Source organism: Tepidanaerobacter acetatoxydans Re1, assembly GCF_000328765.2.
In the GTDB taxonomy this organism is placed as follows: Bacteria; Bacillota; Thermosediminibacteria; order Thermosediminibacterales; family Tepidanaerobacteraceae; genus Tepidanaerobacter; species Tepidanaerobacter acetatoxydans.
In genome coordinates, this window is record NC_019954.2 from 489965 (window position 1) to 505094 (window position 15130).

16 protein-coding genes and 1 other RNA gene are annotated in these 15130 nt (G+C 41.4%); 16 read left to right on the forward strand and 1 reads right to left on the reverse strand.

The window, feature by feature from the left end:
* Position 1 precedes the first annotated feature (1 nt).
* From cbiE to TEPIRE1_RS02345, 16 genes are all read left to right on the forward strand, one after another.
* Positions 2 to 634, forward strand: a complete 633-nt coding sequence (cbiE, locus tag TEPIRE1_RS02270; protein WP_231848357.1) for a precorrin-6y C5,15-methyltransferase (decarboxylating) subunit CbiE — start codon at positions 2 to 4, stop codon at positions 632 to 634.
* On the forward strand, positions 592 to 1206 hold the full coding sequence (gene cbiT, locus TEPIRE1_RS02275) for a precorrin-6Y C5,15-methyltransferase (decarboxylating) subunit CbiT (RefSeq protein ID WP_013777576.1): 615 nt from the start codon (positions 592 to 594) through the stop codon (positions 1204 to 1206). The genes cbiE and cbiT overlap by 43 nt, the downstream gene beginning before the upstream one ends.
* Positions 1199 to 1882, forward strand: a complete 684-nt coding sequence (gene cobI / locus TEPIRE1_RS02280) for a precorrin-2 C(20)-methyltransferase (RefSeq protein ID WP_013777577.1) — start codon at positions 1199 to 1201, stop codon at positions 1880 to 1882. The genes cbiT and cobI overlap by 8 nt, the downstream gene beginning before the upstream one ends.
* Positions 1879 to 2619: a precorrin-4 C(11)-methyltransferase gene (cobM, locus tag TEPIRE1_RS02285; RefSeq protein WP_013777578.1), complete on the forward strand. Its 741-nt coding sequence runs from the start codon at positions 1879 to 1881 to the stop codon at positions 2617 to 2619. The genes cobI and cobM overlap by 4 nt, the downstream gene beginning before the upstream one ends.
* 4 nt (positions 2620 to 2623) lie before the next feature.
* Positions 2624 to 3670, forward strand: a complete 1047-nt coding sequence (cbiG, locus tag TEPIRE1_RS02290; RefSeq protein WP_041591478.1) for a cobalt-precorrin 5A hydrolase — start codon at positions 2624 to 2626, stop codon at positions 3668 to 3670.
* Positions 3667 to 4398: a precorrin-3B C(17)-methyltransferase gene (gene cobJ, locus TEPIRE1_RS02295; protein WP_013777580.1), complete on the forward strand. Its 732-nt coding sequence runs from the start codon at positions 3667 to 3669 to the stop codon at positions 4396 to 4398. Before cbiG ends, cobJ begins: the two co-directional genes overlap by 4 nt.
* Positions 4395 to 5150, forward strand: a complete 756-nt coding sequence (locus tag TEPIRE1_RS02300; RefSeq protein WP_013777581.1) for a cobalt-precorrin-6A reductase — start codon at positions 4395 to 4397, stop codon at positions 5148 to 5150. The genes cobJ and TEPIRE1_RS02300 overlap by 4 nt, the downstream gene beginning before the upstream one ends.
* Positions 5151 to 5189: 39 nt before the next feature.
* A complete protein-coding gene (gene hemA / locus TEPIRE1_RS02305) occupies positions 5190 to 6500 on the forward strand; it encodes a glutamyl-tRNA reductase (protein WP_013777582.1) in 1311 nt (436 codons plus the stop codon).
* Positions 6442 to 7323 carry a hydroxymethylbilane synthase gene (gene hemC, locus TEPIRE1_RS02310; RefSeq protein ID WP_013777583.1) on the forward strand — a complete coding sequence of 294 codons (882 nt, stop codon included), beginning with the start codon at positions 6442 to 6444 and terminating at the stop codon, positions 7321 to 7323. The genes hemA and hemC overlap by 59 nt, the downstream gene beginning before the upstream one ends.
* On the forward strand, positions 7320 to 8849 hold the full coding sequence (gene cobA / locus TEPIRE1_RS02315; RefSeq protein WP_013777584.1) for a uroporphyrinogen-III C-methyltransferase: 1530 nt from the start codon (positions 7320 to 7322) through the stop codon (positions 8847 to 8849). The genes hemC and cobA overlap by 4 nt, the downstream gene beginning before the upstream one ends.
* On the forward strand, positions 8846 to 9826 hold the full coding sequence (gene hemB, locus TEPIRE1_RS02320; RefSeq protein ID WP_013777585.1) for a porphobilinogen synthase: 981 nt from the start codon (positions 8846 to 8848) through the stop codon (positions 9824 to 9826). Before cobA ends, hemB begins: the two co-directional genes overlap by 4 nt.
* A complete protein-coding gene (locus TEPIRE1_RS02325) occupies positions 9808 to 10377 on the forward strand; it encodes a precorrin-2 dehydrogenase/sirohydrochlorin ferrochelatase family protein (protein ID WP_013777586.1) in 570 nt (189 codons plus the stop codon). The genes hemB and TEPIRE1_RS02325 overlap by 19 nt, the downstream gene beginning before the upstream one ends.
* On the forward strand, positions 10374 to 11651 hold the full coding sequence (hemL, locus tag TEPIRE1_RS02330) for a glutamate-1-semialdehyde 2,1-aminomutase (RefSeq protein WP_013777587.1): 1278 nt from the start codon (positions 10374 to 10376) through the stop codon (positions 11649 to 11651). Before TEPIRE1_RS02325 ends, hemL begins: the two co-directional genes overlap by 4 nt.
* 206 nt (positions 11652 to 11857) lie before the next feature.
* Positions 11858 to 12592, forward strand: coding sequence for a glucosamine-6-phosphate deaminase (gene nagB / locus TEPIRE1_RS02335; RefSeq protein ID WP_013777588.1), 735 nt, complete (start codon positions 11858 to 11860; stop codon positions 12590 to 12592).
* Between the two features lie 137 nt (positions 12593 to 12729).
* A complete protein-coding gene (gene nagA, locus TEPIRE1_RS02340; RefSeq protein ID WP_013777589.1) occupies positions 12730 to 13899 on the forward strand; it encodes an N-acetylglucosamine-6-phosphate deacetylase in 1170 nt (389 codons plus the stop codon).
* 23 nt (positions 13900 to 13922) lie between these two features.
* Entirely contained in the window at positions 13923 to 14621 is a 699-nt protein-coding gene (locus TEPIRE1_RS02345) for a copper homeostasis protein CutC (RefSeq protein WP_013777590.1), read from the forward strand.
* 144 nt (positions 14622 to 14765) lie between these two features.
* Here TEPIRE1_RS02345 and ssrA read toward each other — a convergent pair.
* Positions 14766 to 15115: a transfer-messenger RNA gene (gene ssrA / locus TEPIRE1_RS13325) on the reverse strand.
* Between the last annotated feature and the right edge of the window lie 15 nt (positions 15116 to 15130).

A 15130-nucleotide genomic window follows, 5' to 3' on the forward strand; every position in this document is an offset into this window, starting at 1 on the left:
TGTGGTAGGCATCGGTCCGGGACATCCTGACTATATAACTCCAATTGCTCTAAAAAAGATACAATCTGCCGATGTTATCATAGGCGGCAGGCGGCAGCTTAAAATGTGTGAAGGGGTTTCGTGCGCAAAAATATTGTTCGATGGCAAATTGGATTTAGAAAAAGCCTTGGATAATCCCGGCAATGTGGTGGTCTTAGCTTCAGGCGATCCGGCGATATACGGCATCCTTGATAAAGTGCTCAGCTTGCGAAAGAAAGAGGAGATTGAAGTGATTCCCGGCATAAGTTGTATTCAATATATGCTGGGGAAACTTAAGATGCCTATGAAAAATGTTTGCGCGATAAGCCTTCACGGCCGAGAGCAGGAGCTTGCAGAAAAAGTCAAGCAATATAAATCGGTAGTAGTACTTACCGACAAAATACATACCCCTTGCTACATTGCTCAAAGTTTAAAACAGGCAGGTATTGTTGATGTAAATATATATGTGGGAGAAAATCTATCTTATGAAAATGAAAAAATAAGGGAATTTTCGGTTAAACAACTTGCCGAAAGTACTCAAAATTTTGACTTAAATGTGGTGGTGATAACAAGGTGTGGCAGTATGGATTCGGCATCCCTGACGAGCTTTTTATAAGAGGCAATGTGCCCATGACAAAGCAAGAGATAAGGGTTTTATCTCTTTCAAAAATGCGGCTCAAAAACGACAGTATAGTTTGGGATATAGGCGCAGGCACAGGCTCGATTTCGGTAGAAGCAGCAGTGCATTGCAAAGAGGGAAGGGTCTTTGCGATTGAGAAAAATCCGGAGGCGGTAGAGCTGCTCAAAGAGAATCGAAATACCTTTGGACTTAAAAATATGGAAATAGTTTGCGGACAAGCGCCTGATGCCCTTTTAAATCTTCCTTGCCCTGATCGCATATTCATAGGCGGGACCGGGGATTTTACCGAGGAAATTTTAAAAACAGCCGCCGAAAGACTTGCGCCCTGCGGCACTATAGTGGCAAATGCCATAGCCATAGATACCGTATGCAGCTTGCAGGGGTTTTTTAAGGTAAGATGCTGGGATGAGGATATTACCCTGGCAAATATTTCTACTTCAAAGCAAGTAAAGGGAAAAACAATGATGCTTGCCCACAATCCCATTTATATATTTGCAGCAAGAAAACCCGAAGACAGCAAGAAAGCAGAGGAGCCTTTATATGAATAAATCAGGTAAGTTTTATGGAATCGGAGTGGGACCGGGAGATCCGGCGCTCATTACTATGAAAGCCGCACAGATTTTATCTAAAGTGGATATGGTCATAGCTCCTGCGGCAGACAAAGAAAGCTTGGCTTTAAAGATAGCCCAGCCCTACATCAATTGTAAAGTTATAGAGATGAATTTTCCCATGATTAGCAATAAAAATACACTAAATGACATTTGGGACAAAAACGTTAAGACCATTCAAGAAATTCTCCAAGAAGGCAACGACACTGCGTTTATAACATTGGGAGATCCCATGATATACAGCACTTATACATATATATTATCCCGCCTTTGCGGGTATGAAATTGAAACAATTCCGGGAATAACATCTTTTTGCGCCGCCGCATCTAAGGTCAATATCCCCATAGCAGAAGGAGATGCTCCCTTTGCCGTAATACCTGTTAAAGATAAAAAATTACTTGAAAAAACTCTAAAGGATTTTGACAATGTTATTTTGATGAAAATATCAAGAAATTACGATGAAGTAGTAAGAGCTCTAAAGGAAAACGGCTTTTGCGCAGTGCTCATAACCCACTGCGGTCAGGAAGATGAAAGGATAGAATTTGATTTAGATAAATATTTGGGCAGGGGCGTAAGCTACCTTTCCCTGATTATTGCTTGGAGGTATAGAAAGTGATTTATTTTATCGGCGCCGGTCCCGGTGATGTAGAACTTATTACTATAAAGGGTAAAAAGCTTTTGGAAAATTGCGATGTAGTTATATATGCAGGCTCGCTTGTAAACCCTGAGCTGCTAAAATATGCGAAAGGCGAAGCAAAGATTTATAACAGTGCTACGATGAATCTTGAGGAAATCATCGATGCCATGAAAGATGCTTTTGAAAAAGGAGCAGATGTGGCAAGACTTCATACGGGAGATCCTTCTATTTATGGGGCAATAAGGGAACAGATGGAAGCTCTTGATAAACTTGCGATACCCTATGAAGTAATTCCGGGTGTCAGCTCATTTAGCGCTGCCGGTGCAGTATTAAAGCGGGAACTTACCGTGCCCGGACAAAGCCAGACCATCATACTGACCAGAGCAGAAGGCAGAACACCGGTTCCCGAAGAGGAAAGCTTAGATGCTTTGGCAAAACATAAAGCAACTATGGCTATTTTCCTCAGTATAAATCAGATTGGAAAAATTGCAGGAGACTTGGCAAAGGTTTATGGTCCAGATGCCCCTGCCGCTGTTGTATATAAAGCCACCTGGGAGGACCAAAAGATTGTACAGGGCACTCTTTCAGATATTGCAGAAAAAGTAAAAGAAGCGGGAATTTGCAAGACAGCACTGATATTGGTAGGAAATTTCTTAAGTGATGAATATGACTTCTCATGCCTCTATAACAAAACATTCAGCCATGAATACAGGTAAGAAAATGAAGACAGCCATTATTGCTATAACAAAAAACGGAATAAATATTGCCGAGAAAATCAGAGCAGGCGTCGGCGGCGATGTTTATGTAAATAGTCGGTTTTTAAATGAGGCTAATTTTAAAAACTATTTTCCGATAAAAACCTCATTTAAGGATTTTGTCCGCCAAATATTTTCAAGCTATGACGGCCTGATTTTTATAACAGCTGCCGGTATTGCGACTCGGGCGATTGCGCCGGTAATTTGCGACAAAAGAACGGATCCGGCGGTTGTAGTGGTGGACGAACAGGGGAGATTTTCTATAAGCTTGCTTTCCGGGCATCTTGGCGGGGCCAATGAACTTGCATCAAAAGTGGCTCAGGTTCTAAAATGTATGCCGGTAATTACTACTGCCAGCGACATTCAGGGTTTTGAGAGCATAGATGTTTTGGCCAAGAAACTTGGCCTTTATATTGACAATTTCTCGGATTTGCCGAAGGTGAGCGCCTGCCTTGTAAATGGTGAGAAGCTGGCATTATCGGTGGAAAAAGGCTTCCCATATGAAAAGCTGGCACATCTTATAAAGCGGTCAGAAGTATTTTCACATGATTTGCCTAAAGATGCCAAAGCTGCTGTATTTGTAACGGATGAAGAAATATTGCCTCCTCCCGTACCTTATGTAATCTTACGGCCTCAAAATACGGTGCTCGGTATAGGCACAAGAAAGGGCGCGCCTTATGAGGCACTGCTGGCGCAAGTCAAAATGGCTTTAAAGGATTTTAACTTGAGCGAAAAAAGCGTGGGCTGTATTGCGTCAGTGGATATAAAAAGAGAAGAAAAATGTATACTGCAATTGTCTGAGTGCTTAAATGCGCCGCTTAAACTATATACCGGCGTACAGCTTGCAGAATACGAAAACCGTTTCCCTTGCTCCCCATTTGTCAAAAAAACCGTAGGCGCAGGCTGTGTGGCAAGACCGGCAGCTTATATGGCAAGCCGAGGAGGAGATGAATTGGGGTATTATACATCGAAGGGCATTACTTTGGCGGTATATAAAAGGAGGACATCATGAGCTGGATAAAAGCGGTGGGTATAGGACCGGGTTCTTTGGAACACATGACTTTGCAAGCCATGGATGCTTTAAAGGAATGTGATGTGGTAATAGGATATAATACATACTTAGATTTAATAAGGCCGATTATTCAAGAGAAGCAAATCATAGGCTCAGGTATGCGCCATGAAGTTTCAAGGTGCAAGAAGGCCATAGAGCTTGCAAATGAAGGGAAAAAAGTCTGTGTAATCAGCAGCGGCGATCCCGGAGTATATGGCATGGCAGGTCTTTTGCTGGAACTTTCAGCAAAGGAGGGCTTAGATATAAAAATTGAAGTGATACCAGGCATTAGCGCCGTAAATATGGCGGCGGCCCTTTTAGGGGCTCCTCTAATGCACGATTTTGCACTGATTAGCCTTTCAGACCATCTGACGCCATGGGAAGTTATAGAGAAAAGGCTGGATTCGGCAGCTCAGGCAGACTTTGTCATAGCCTTATACAACCCCAGAAGCCATGAGCGAGAATATCATTTGGATACTGCGCTTGAAATTATATCAAAATATAAGCCTAAGGGTACTCCTGTGGGCATTGTGAAAAATGCATCCAGAGATAAAGAAAAGGTGATATTTGCAACACTGGAATCGGTGCCGATAGAGGATATTGATATGACGAGTATTGTAATTATCGGCAACAAGAACACATTTACGATAGGTGGCAAAATGATTACACCGCGAGGGTATAAGCTATGATAATGGTATTGGCAGGTACGAAGGATGGGCGGATTTTATCTGAAAGGCTTTGCAAAAAAGGACTTAAAGTTTTAGCCACAACGGTTACTGAATATGGCAGCCGCCTGTTTGGTCACGGAATCGAGCTTAAGACAGGTCCTTTAAACGAGGATAGTCTGGAACAAATAATCAAGGAAAACAATATAAAACTCATCGTCGATGCAACACATCCTTATGCAAAAGACATAAGCGAAACAGCCATAGCCGTATCCTGCAAATGCAATATAGAGTATCTTCGCTATGAACGGGAAAGCAGCAAAACCGAATATTCTAATATGATATATGTAAAAGACATAGCTGAAGCCATAAAGGTTTTAGAAAAATATCAGCGAATTTTCCTGACCACAGGCAGCAAAAATCTGGACAAGTTTGCAAAGCTTATGAGCATGGGTAAATACCTTATTGCGCGAGTGCTGCCAAAGAGTGAAGTCCTAAAAAAATGCGAAGATTTGGGGTTTGCTCCGGAAAATATCATAGCAGCAAAAGGGCCTTTCAGTATGGAAATGAACTGTCAAATGTTTAAGGAATACAGGGCGGATGTAGTAGTTACAAAAGACAGCGGAGTTATCGGCGGTGTGCCGGAAAAAATCACAGCCGCCTCAAAGCTTAATCTTCCAATCCTGCTGATTGAGCGGCCATCTGTAAATTACCCCAATGTAGCAAATGACATGGATAAAGTTATTTGCGAAATTTGCAACAGATTTCTTATGTGAAACTATTTTATTTCAAAAAAAAGGTTTGGTGTAACGGCAATGGGAATTGAGCAACTTTTAATGGTAGGTATTAGCCAAGAAGCTCCAATTTGGCTTAGGGAAAAGGTATGTTTTGATAAAAGAACAAATGATGCCCTGGCAAAACTTAAAAAAATTGATGGCATACTTGAGGTAGTTATCTTGTCAACCTGCCACCGAAGTGAGATTTATGCAATTACGTCCGAGCCTAAAACAGATGTGCTTACAAACTTCTTTGGCGATTTTTTTGCTTTGGATGATGCCAAGCTTGCCCCATATATTTATGCACTTGATGGAATTTGCGCAGTAAAGCATCTTTTTCGAGTCGCCTGTGGCCTTGAATCAATGGTGGTGGGGGAAGATCAGATTTTATCTCAGGTGAAACAAGCTTGGGAAATTGCGAAAAAATGTAAATCGACCGGAAAATACACGAACAAACTCTTTAGAGAAGCGGTTACTCTGGGGAAAAATGCCCGAAGTAAAACCGGAATTACAAATCATTCGCTTTCTGTAAGCTATATTGCAGTTCTGTTTATACTAGATGTTTTCAAGGATTTGCATGACAAAAATATTTTTGTAATAGGCGCCGGGGAGATGGGAAAGCTTGTCATAAAGCACCTTGTGGCAAAGGGAGCAAGATGCATTTATATCTCTAACAGAACCTATGAAAATGCGTTAAAACTCAAGGAAGAAATCCCGGAGGTAACGGTTGTGCCATATGAGCAAAAGTATGAATACATAAACCGAAGCCATGTGGTTATAAGTGCTACAAATGCGCCGCACTATACGGTAAACCTTGAGAAATTTACGGCCTGTCATCATCCGGACGATAAAATCTGCATGGTAGATATAGCGCTTCCCAGAGATATTGACCCGCGGATAGGCGAAATAGGTGGAGTGACACTGTTTACCATCGATGATTTAAAAAGAACCGCTATGGAAAATCAAAAGAAAAGGGAACATTTAGTTACTATAATTGAAAATATGATCGAGGAGAGTCTAAACGATATTATCAGATGGGATAATGCCATTTATGCCGAAAAGATGATACGGCATATGAATGAATATGCTGATGAAGTCTGCCGCAGCGAATATGAGCGAGTTAAAAATAAGCTGCAGGATTTGGATGAAAAAGAAAAGGAAAAGATTAAGTATTCACTTGAAAGGGTTGCAGCAAAGATAGTGAACAGATATTTAATTGGACTAAAGACATTAGCTGAGGAAGAAAAGCTGGACGAATCAGTGGTCAATGTATTTGCAGGGGGCATTTTTGATGAAAAAAATTGTAAAAGTCGGGAGTCGGCAAAGCCAGTTGGCATTAGTGCAAACTGAGCTAGTTATCAGCCAATTAAAAGAACACTTTCCACAATGGGATTTTAAGCTTATAACCGTAAAGACTACAGGAGATAAGTTTTTAAATTCCAATATGTATGAATTGGGCAAGGGCGCTTTTGTTAAAGAAATAGAGGAAGCACTGCTTTCCGGTGCTATTGATATGGCAGTGCACAGTTTAAAAGATGTGCCACATGAATTGCCTGAAGGGCTTGCAATTTCAGCGATTACTCGGCGGGAAGATCCCCGAGATGTGTTTATATCAGCAGATGACAGGAGATTTTCCGAGCTGGATACAGGGGCTAAAATAGGAACTTCCAGTATGCGGCGGATGTGTGAATTAAATAAGCTAAGGCAGGATATCGAGTGTGTTCCAATAAGAGGAAATATTAACACTCGCATAAAGAAAATAAAAACCTGCGGGCTGGATGGCATTGTGTTGGCTGCGGCAGGCGTAAAGCGGCTGGGTATGGAAAACCTCATAACCGATTATTTTTCGCCGGACGAAATAGTACCGGCGGTAGGGCAGGGTGCATTGGCTGTGGAAACTCGAGCTGATGATGAAATGTCCTTGTTTGTTAAGTATATAAATGATGATGAGACCACTTGCGCAACAGGAGCCGAAAGGGCATTTATGAAAGTTGTAGGCGGCAGCTGCAAGCAGCCTATGGGAGCATATGCCGAGATTTTTGATGATGCATTAAAGCTTATAGGTATGATAGAAAGGGATGGAGTAGTAAAGTGGGGAAAACTTGAAGGCAGAAAAAGCGAAGCAGAACAAATCGGCATCCGCCTTGCTGAGGAATTGGGAGGTAAACTATGAAGGGCAAAGTATACCTTATAGGTGCAGGACCCGGAGATTCGGGCTTGATTACTTTAAAAGCTGTAGAGGCTTTAAAACATGCCGATACGGTGGTTTTTGACCGCCTTATAAATCCTGATATTCTCAAATGGGCATCTCCCAGTGCAGAATTTATTGATGTGGGTAAATTTCCGAAAGATCATCCGGTGCCTCAGTCCAAGATAAATCATATTCTTTATACAAAAGCACTGGAAGGCAAGAATGTAGCAAGGCTTAAGGGCGGCGATCCCTTTGTGTTCGGACGAGGCGGCGAGGAAGCCCTTTATCTTAGGCAAAATCAAATACCCTTTGAAATAATTTGCGGGGTTACATCAGCAGTGGCGGTGCCCGCTTATGCCGGAATTCCGATAACACACAGATATGCAGCTTCATCCGCCCATATTATAACAGGGCATGAGAAAGACGGAGGAAGCTCTATTGATTTTGAAGCATTGGCAAAGGTTGAAGGAACTTTGGTATTTTTGATGGGGATTTGCAACCTGGACAATATCACAAATAGTCTTATAAAGTATGGCAAATCAGCACAGACGCCCGCTGCAGTCATAATGAAAGGAACAACAGCCGGCCAGAAGACGGTGGTAGGCACATTATCCGACATAGGCGATAAGGTAAGGCAAGCCGGTATAAAAAATCCCGCTGTCATAGTGATAGGCCAGGTTGTAAATTTGAGAGATGAACTATCATGGTATGAAAAAGGCGAGCTTTTTGGCAAAAAGATTCTCTTTTTAGGGACGGGTTTTTCCGATGAGCCGATGCCGAGGCGAGACTCTCCGTTTTATAAGCTAAAGCAAGAGGGGGCAGAGGTTATTATGTGCCCCACACTTAAAATAACTTTTCAAATGGAAAATATGAAACAATTGATAAACGAAATTAAGGACTACGATATCCTGATATTTACAAGCAAAAATGGCGTCAATGCCTTTATTTCATTTATGAAAGAAAATAAAATAGATGCACGGCATTTGGCAGGCAAACAGATATGGGCCATAGGTGCAAAGACAGGTGAAGAACTTTCAAAAGCACATATATATCCTGATGTGGTGCCGGAGGTTTATACATCAAAAGCATTGCTGGGCTGCATAGAAAAAGAGCATTTTGGAAAGAGTGCCGCAGTCATAACGTCGGATATAGGGGGAGTGGAACTGATAGCCGGTCTTGAAAACTGCGGAATTAAAGCAAAAAAAATTACGGCATATAAAAACGAACCAAATTTTGAGATTAAAGAAAAGCTGCTTGAGAAAGTCCAGGATGGCATCGATGTAGCAGTGTTTACCAGTCCATCGTCCTTTGACTTCATGCGCAAAATACTAAATGATGATATGGCAAGTTTTAAAAATATAAAGACAGCTGCAATCGGTCCTGTTACAAAAGCGGCCTTAGAAAAAGCAGGCCAGACCGTTGATATTATGCCTCAAGAGTATACTCTTGAAGGACTGTCAAGAGCTATATTAGCCTATTATATTGATGAGGAAGGTGATTTTAAATGAAGGCAGAACTTGTGAAAAGACCGCGGCGGTTAAGACTTAATCAAAATATCAGAGATATGGTAAGAGAAACTTCACTTAATGTAAAGGATCTCATATATCCTTACTTTGTCGTGGAAGGCGAGAATGTAAAAGAGGAAATCGAGGCTATGCCGAAGGTATTTCATTTTTCCATAGATAAACTGGTCAAGGATGTCAAAGAAACGTATGAGCTTGGAATACCGGCAATTTTACTTTTTGGCATACCCTCTTCGAAGGATGAGGTAGGAAGCCAGGCTTATGCAAGCTCAGGCATTGTGCAAAGGGCTGTAAGGGCCATAAAAGAGGCGATACCTTCCATGATTGTCATAACAGATGTATGCCTTTGCGAATATACCAGTCACGGGCACTGCGGAGTGGTGGAAAGCGGATATGTGGATAATGATAAAACCTTAGAACTTATAGCAAAAACCGCCTTATCTCATGCAAAAGCCGGAGCAGATATGGTAGCGCCTTCCGATATGATGGACGGAAGGGTAGGATGCATACGACAGATATTGGACAGCGAAGGCTATGTGACAGTGCCGATTATGGCTTACAGCGCAAAATACGCCTCCGGGTTCTACGGGCCATTCAGGGAAGCGGCTCAGTCGGCTCCTCAGTTTGGAGATAGAAGAAGCTACCAAATGGACCCTGCAAATTCAGATGAAGCTTTAAGGGAGATAGCATTGGATATAGAAGAAGGTGCTGATATCGTGATGGTAAAGCCGGCGCTTGCATATCTTGACATAATAAGGCGCGCAAAAGACAGCTTTAAGGTTCCTCTTGCTACATATAATGTAAGCGGGGAATACTCAATGATAAAGGCTGCGGCGCTGAAAGGATGGCTTGATGAAAAAGTTGTGGTGCTAGAGTCGCTGACATCCATGAAGCGAGCAGGTGCCGATATGATAATAACCTATTTCGCAAAGGATGCGGCAAAATGGCTTACTACCCGGTAATGCTCGATATAGAGGGTAAGAGGTGCCTGGTGGTAGGCGGGGGAAAAGTCGCATGTAGGAAGATAAAGTCTTTGCTGGAATGTGGAGGGAAAGTAACCGTAATTTCAGACAAAATATGTGATGAAGTGGGTGAGCTTTCCAAAGAAAATAAGATCGATGTAATACATAGAAGCTATATTTCAGGGGATGCTGCCGGCTATTTTTTAGTAGTTGCTGCATGTGATGATGCCCGTATAAATGAGCTGGTGGCAAATGAAGCTAAAGAGAGCGGCATCCTCGTAAATGTTGCAGATAATCTTAAGCTTTCTTCATATATAGTTCCATCGGTGCTAAGGCGGCAAGACCTTACAATAGCGGTTGCAACGGGGGGTAAAAGCCCTCTTCTTGCCAGGAAAATACGCGAGGAACTTGAAAAAACAATAGGAGACAGGTACGAAAAACTGCTTGATGAGCTATCAAAGGCAAGAGGAGAGATAAAGCATCAGAATCTTACAATCGAAGAAAAGATAGAAATCTATGAGAACATAATTGAAAAAGGTGAGAAAATATGAAATCCCAAGAGCTTTATACAAGAGCCTTGAAAGTTATGCCAGGCGGTGTAAATAGTCCCGTGAGAGCCTTTAAATCCGCAGGGCTTACGCCGCCGTTTATAAAAAAGGGAAGTAAAAGTCATATCTGGGATGAGGACGGCAAAGAGTACATTGATTATGTGCTTTCGTGGGGTCCCCTTATACTGGGACATGCCCATCCGGAAGTGGTATCGGCTATTAAAAAACAGGCTGAGCTGGGCACAAGCTTTGGCGCATGTACAGAACTTGAAGTGCTTATGGCTGAAAAAATAAGAGAAGCCGTGCCGTCAATTGAAGTTGTGAGAATGGTAAATTCCGGCACTGAAGCCACTATGAGTGCAATACGGCTTGCGCGCGGCTATACAGGTCGAAATATTATAGTTAAATTTGCAGGCTGTTACCATGGCCATTCTGACAGCCTCCTCATCAAAGCAGGTTCAGGAGCCCTTACCTTTGGCAATCCGGATTCTGCCGGAGTGACTCAAGATACTGCAAGAGATACCATCGTTTCTAACTATAATGATATAGATATGATAAGAGATATTTTTGAAAAATATCCAAGCGATATAGCTGCCGTTATTGTGGAACCTGTAGCCGGCAATATGGGGACAGTGCCCCCAAAGCCCGAATTTTTACAGGAGCTGAGAAGTTTAACAAAAAGTCACGGAACGCTTTTGATTTTCGATGAAGTCATCACAGGATTTAGAGTTGGATATCGAGGTGCACAGGGATTGTATGATATTGTGCCTGACATAACAACACTTGGAAAAATTATCGGAGGCGGTCTGCCGGTGGGAGCCTATGGAGGGAAAGAAGAAATCATGCGCAAGGTATCTCCAGATGGTCCTGTATACCAGGCGGGAACCTTATCCGGCAATCCTTTGGCTATGGCTGCAGGGTATACAACTTTAAGTATACTTTCTAAAAATCGTGATATATACAGTGAGCTTAACAAGAAAGCGGAAAAGCTTTGCTCAGGATTAAAGGACATTATGGATAAAGCAGCTATCCCGGTTACAATAAATCGCGTAGGAAGCATGATGACGCTTTTCTTTACAGAGAGCAAAGTTTATGATTATAATTCAGCAGCCACATCTGATACAGCCCGTTATAATACCTTCTTTAAAAAAATGCTGCAAGCCGGTATCTATCTTCCCCCATCCCAATTCGAAACCTTCTTTGTGTCGACCGCACATACAGATGAAGATATAGAAAGAACTTTAAACATAGCGGAAGATGTGGTAAAAAAGATATGATAATATAAAATATAAGCTCAATAACTTGCCTAAAATAAACCTATCATGGGAATAGACGCAAAAGCTTCATTTTTGTTCTCTAATATTGCCGTATAGTGTGCATATAAAGCTTTTGAATATTTTTGGATAAAAGTATACAATAAATCGCTTTGGTGGTATAATCATTAGTGTGTTTAATTATGTAGAAATTTGGAGGGGATAGCTTTATGCAGGTATTTATTGAGAAAGATTATTCAGCCATGAGTAAAAAGGCAGCTCAAATTTTTGCTAATGAAATACAACAAAAACCTGATTTAGTTCTTGGGCTTGCTACAGGAAGCACTCCTATAGGGACATACCAGGAGCTTATCCGGATGCATAAGGAAGAAGGATTGGATTTTTCCAAGGCAGTATCCTTTAATCTAGACGAATATTATGGCCTTGCTTCTGATAATCCCCAGAGCTATAATTATTTCATGTTCGAGAATCTTTTCAACCATGTAAATATAAAAAAAGAAAATGTCCACATACCAAACGGCTTGGTATCAGATGTCGAAACTTACTGCAAACAGTACGATGAAGAAATCGAAAAATATGGCGGCATAGACTTACAACTACTGGGAATCGGTGTAAATGGTCATATAGGTTTTAATGAGCCTGCAGAGGAATTGGTTCTAGGAACACACCTAACCGACCTTACAGAAGATACAATTAAAGCAAATTCCCGTTTTTTTGATTCGCCAGAAGAAGTTCCCACAAAAGCTATAACCATGGGTATTGGCTCCATAATGAAAGCCAAAAAAATTCTGCTGTTGGCAAGTGGTAAGAATAAAGCCGAAATCATGGCAAAACTTCTTAATAGCGATGTTGTAACTACAAAAGTTCCCGCGTCATTACTCATGCTTCATCCCGATGTAACAATAATAATGGATGAAGAAGCAGCATCGCTGTGCAAGAGATAAAATAAAAGCTAGATAAAACGCCAAGAGCAATTTTCTCCTGGCGTTTTTTATTTACGAAAGTGAAAAGTATTTTTTACAATCAACCTTTCTATGGTAAAATATATTAAAGTACTAGAATAAAAACAGGAGGAAGCTTAATGAGTCTTTTTATAAAAAGTGCCAATATCATTACACCTTATGAGATATTATATGGTTTTGAACTGGCTGTTGAAGGAACTAAAATAAAGCATATAGCGCCAGCGGGAACATTAGAAGAAGGCGGTTTTGATGAAATAATAGATGCCAAAGGGAACTATCTTTCACCGGGTTTTATAGACATTCATACACATGCAAATTCAGGACATGATACCATGGATGCCACATTTGAAGCACTGGATGCAATGGCCCGATTTCACAGTAAAAACGGTGTAACAGGATTTTTGGCTACAACTATGACAGCATCAACTGCGGATACAAAAAAAGCTATAAAAAATGTATCTGACTATATGGTACAACAAAAACACGGAACCTTAGACATCTCAAACAATCCGCAGGCAGAAGTTTTGGGGTTGTATCTTGAGGGACCGTATTTTTCTTTGGCTAAAAAAGGGGCTCAATCGCCTGAATACCTAAAAAACCCGGATATTGACGAACTTGTGGATTTAATTAAACTATCAGGAAACTCTATAAAAGTAGTGGCATTAGCACCAGAACTTCCGTATGCCATGGAAGCGGTAAGTTTTTTACATAGTCAAGGCATAACGGTATCAGCAGGTCACAGTGATGCCTCTTTTGAGATTGCAAAAAATGCTTTTGATCATGGAGCAACACAGGTTACCCATATTTTTAATGGCATGAAAAGTTTTACGCACAGAGAGCCGGGAATTGCCGGGGCTGCGCTGACTGATGAAAGAGTATACTGTGAGATGATTTGTGACGGCATTCATTTACACCCGGGTGCTATGAGGCTGGTTGTAAATGCAAAGGGCAAAGATAAAGTCATACTTATCTCTGACTCTATGATGGCAGCAGGTCTTCAAGATGGGGAATACACCTTGGGCGGACAAAAAGTTATAGTAAAAGATAGACAAGCCCGGCTTATAGATGGTACTTTAGCCGGTTCAACACTTACGCTAAATCAAGCTGTGTATAACATGGTGAAAATGGTGGGGGTGCCTTTACAGGATGCTGTGCGCATGGCCAGTTTAAATCCGGCCAGAGCTATCGGCATAGATAGATACAAAGGCAGTATAGAAATAGGAAAAGATGCAGACCTTATAATTTTTGATGAAGAGCTCAACATTTTAAATGTTGTAAAAGCATACTAAAGAAAGTGTAGAGGTGATAAGATATGTTGGAAGTTATAGCGACATGTATTGATGATGCACTAAAAATAGAGGCTTGTGGCGGCCAAAGGATAGAGTTGGTGTCAAGTCTTACTGAGGGAGGGCTTACACCAAGCTATGCCCTTATTAAAAATGTAGTTGAAAAAGTTACCATTCCTGTTAATGTAATGATTCGTCCCCATGCCAAATCTTTTGTATACAGCAAAGAAGACATAGAGATTATGAGAGAAGACATAGAAATTGTAAAAGAGCTTAAAGCAAACGGAATCGTTATAGGCATGATAGATGAAAATGGCAATATCGCTGAAGAAAATTTAGAAAAATTGCTGGAAGCAGCAGAAGGTCTTGACGTGACATTTCACAGGGCAATTGAGGAAACTAATGACTTAGTGAAGAGCGTTAAAATTCTAACAAAGTACCCTCAGATCAACCGTATTTTAACCTCTGGCGGAAAGGGCAAAATTATAGACAACCTCGATGTAATCCGCCGGATGGCTGAGGCCGGCGAGGGAAAGCTTGAAATTATGGCAGGCGGAGGCATGACAAAAGAAATTTTAAGGCCTGTTATTGAAAAAACAGGGATATCTGAAGTGCATTTCGGCACTGCAGTTAGAATAAACGACTCTTGCACTTTGGATATTAGCTGCGAAAAGCTGAGAGAAGTAGCAGAGGAGTATACAAGGATTACAAGTCTCAACGCTTAAAATCTGCTGTAATTCCAAATATTAGCTTAAGGTCTTGCGAATGCAAGAAAGTATATGAAAATTTAATCTCAAATTTATCTATAAAATAACAAAACCTCTTGAAATCAAGAGGTTTATATTTATATCAATATTTAAGTTCTTTTATGGTGGAGGCGAGGGGAATCGAACCCCTGTCCGGAGGTACATCAATAAGAGCGTCTACAAGCTTATCCCTCATTTTAAATCTTGCCGGCTTTACTCCTGAGGGAAGGATTAAAGCTCGGCCAGCTCTGTAAGTTTCTCTTTTAGCACCAGAGCAATGCCAAAAGAAAATCCCGACTTTTTGACGCCCTTATCCCCGGCTCTCGGGCAAAGCCAAGGAAGGACGCACCGCTTTAATTAAGCAGCGTAAGCTAAATCGTTATTGGCGTTTAAATTCGCTTCCGGATTTACGAGTCGGAAAGCTCGGCCTGCAGCTCTTACCACTGCCACCCCCGTCGAAACCAAACGCCCCCATATGAAATTATACT

What these genes read in the sequence shown, in the direction of transcription:
- cobI (WP_013777577.1), top strand. Translation starts at nt 1,199, where the DNA reads ATGAATAAATCAGGTAAGTTTTATGGAATCGGAGTGGGACCGGGAGAT.
- cbiG (WP_041591478.1), top strand. Translation starts at nt 2,624, where the DNA reads ATGAAGACAGCCATTATTGCTATAACAAAAAACGGAATAAATATTGCC.
- cobJ (WP_013777580.1), top strand. Translation starts at nt 3,667, where the DNA reads ATGAGCTGGATAAAAGCGGTGGGTATAGGACCGGGTTCTTTGGAACAC.
- TEPIRE1_RS02300 (WP_013777581.1), top strand. Translation starts at nt 4,395, where the DNA reads ATGATAATGGTATTGGCAGGTACGAAGGATGGGCGGATTTTATCTGAA.
- hemA (WP_013777582.1), top strand. Translation starts at nt 5,190, where the DNA reads ATGGGAATTGAGCAACTTTTAATGGTAGGTATTAGCCAAGAAGCTCCA.
- hemC (WP_013777583.1), top strand. Translation starts at nt 6,442, where the DNA reads ATGAAAAAAATTGTAAAAGTCGGGAGTCGGCAAAGCCAGTTGGCATTA.
- cobA (WP_013777584.1), top strand. Translation starts at nt 7,320, where the DNA reads ATGAAGGGCAAAGTATACCTTATAGGTGCAGGACCCGGAGATTCGGGC.
- hemB (WP_013777585.1), top strand. Translation starts at nt 8,846, where the DNA reads ATGAAGGCAGAACTTGTGAAAAGACCGCGGCGGTTAAGACTTAATCAA.
- TEPIRE1_RS02325 (WP_013777586.1), top strand. Translation starts at nt 9,808, where the DNA reads ATGGCTTACTACCCGGTAATGCTCGATATAGAGGGTAAGAGGTGCCTG.
- hemL (WP_013777587.1), top strand. Translation starts at nt 10,374, where the DNA reads ATGAAATCCCAAGAGCTTTATACAAGAGCCTTGAAAGTTATGCCAGGC.
- nagB (WP_013777588.1), top strand. Translation starts at nt 11,858, where the DNA reads ATGCAGGTATTTATTGAGAAAGATTATTCAGCCATGAGTAAAAAGGCA.
- nagA (WP_013777589.1), top strand. Translation starts at nt 12,730, where the DNA reads ATGAGTCTTTTTATAAAAAGTGCCAATATCATTACACCTTATGAGATA.
- TEPIRE1_RS02345 (WP_013777590.1), top strand. Translation starts at nt 13,923, where the DNA reads ATGTTGGAAGTTATAGCGACATGTATTGATGATGCACTAAAAATAGAG.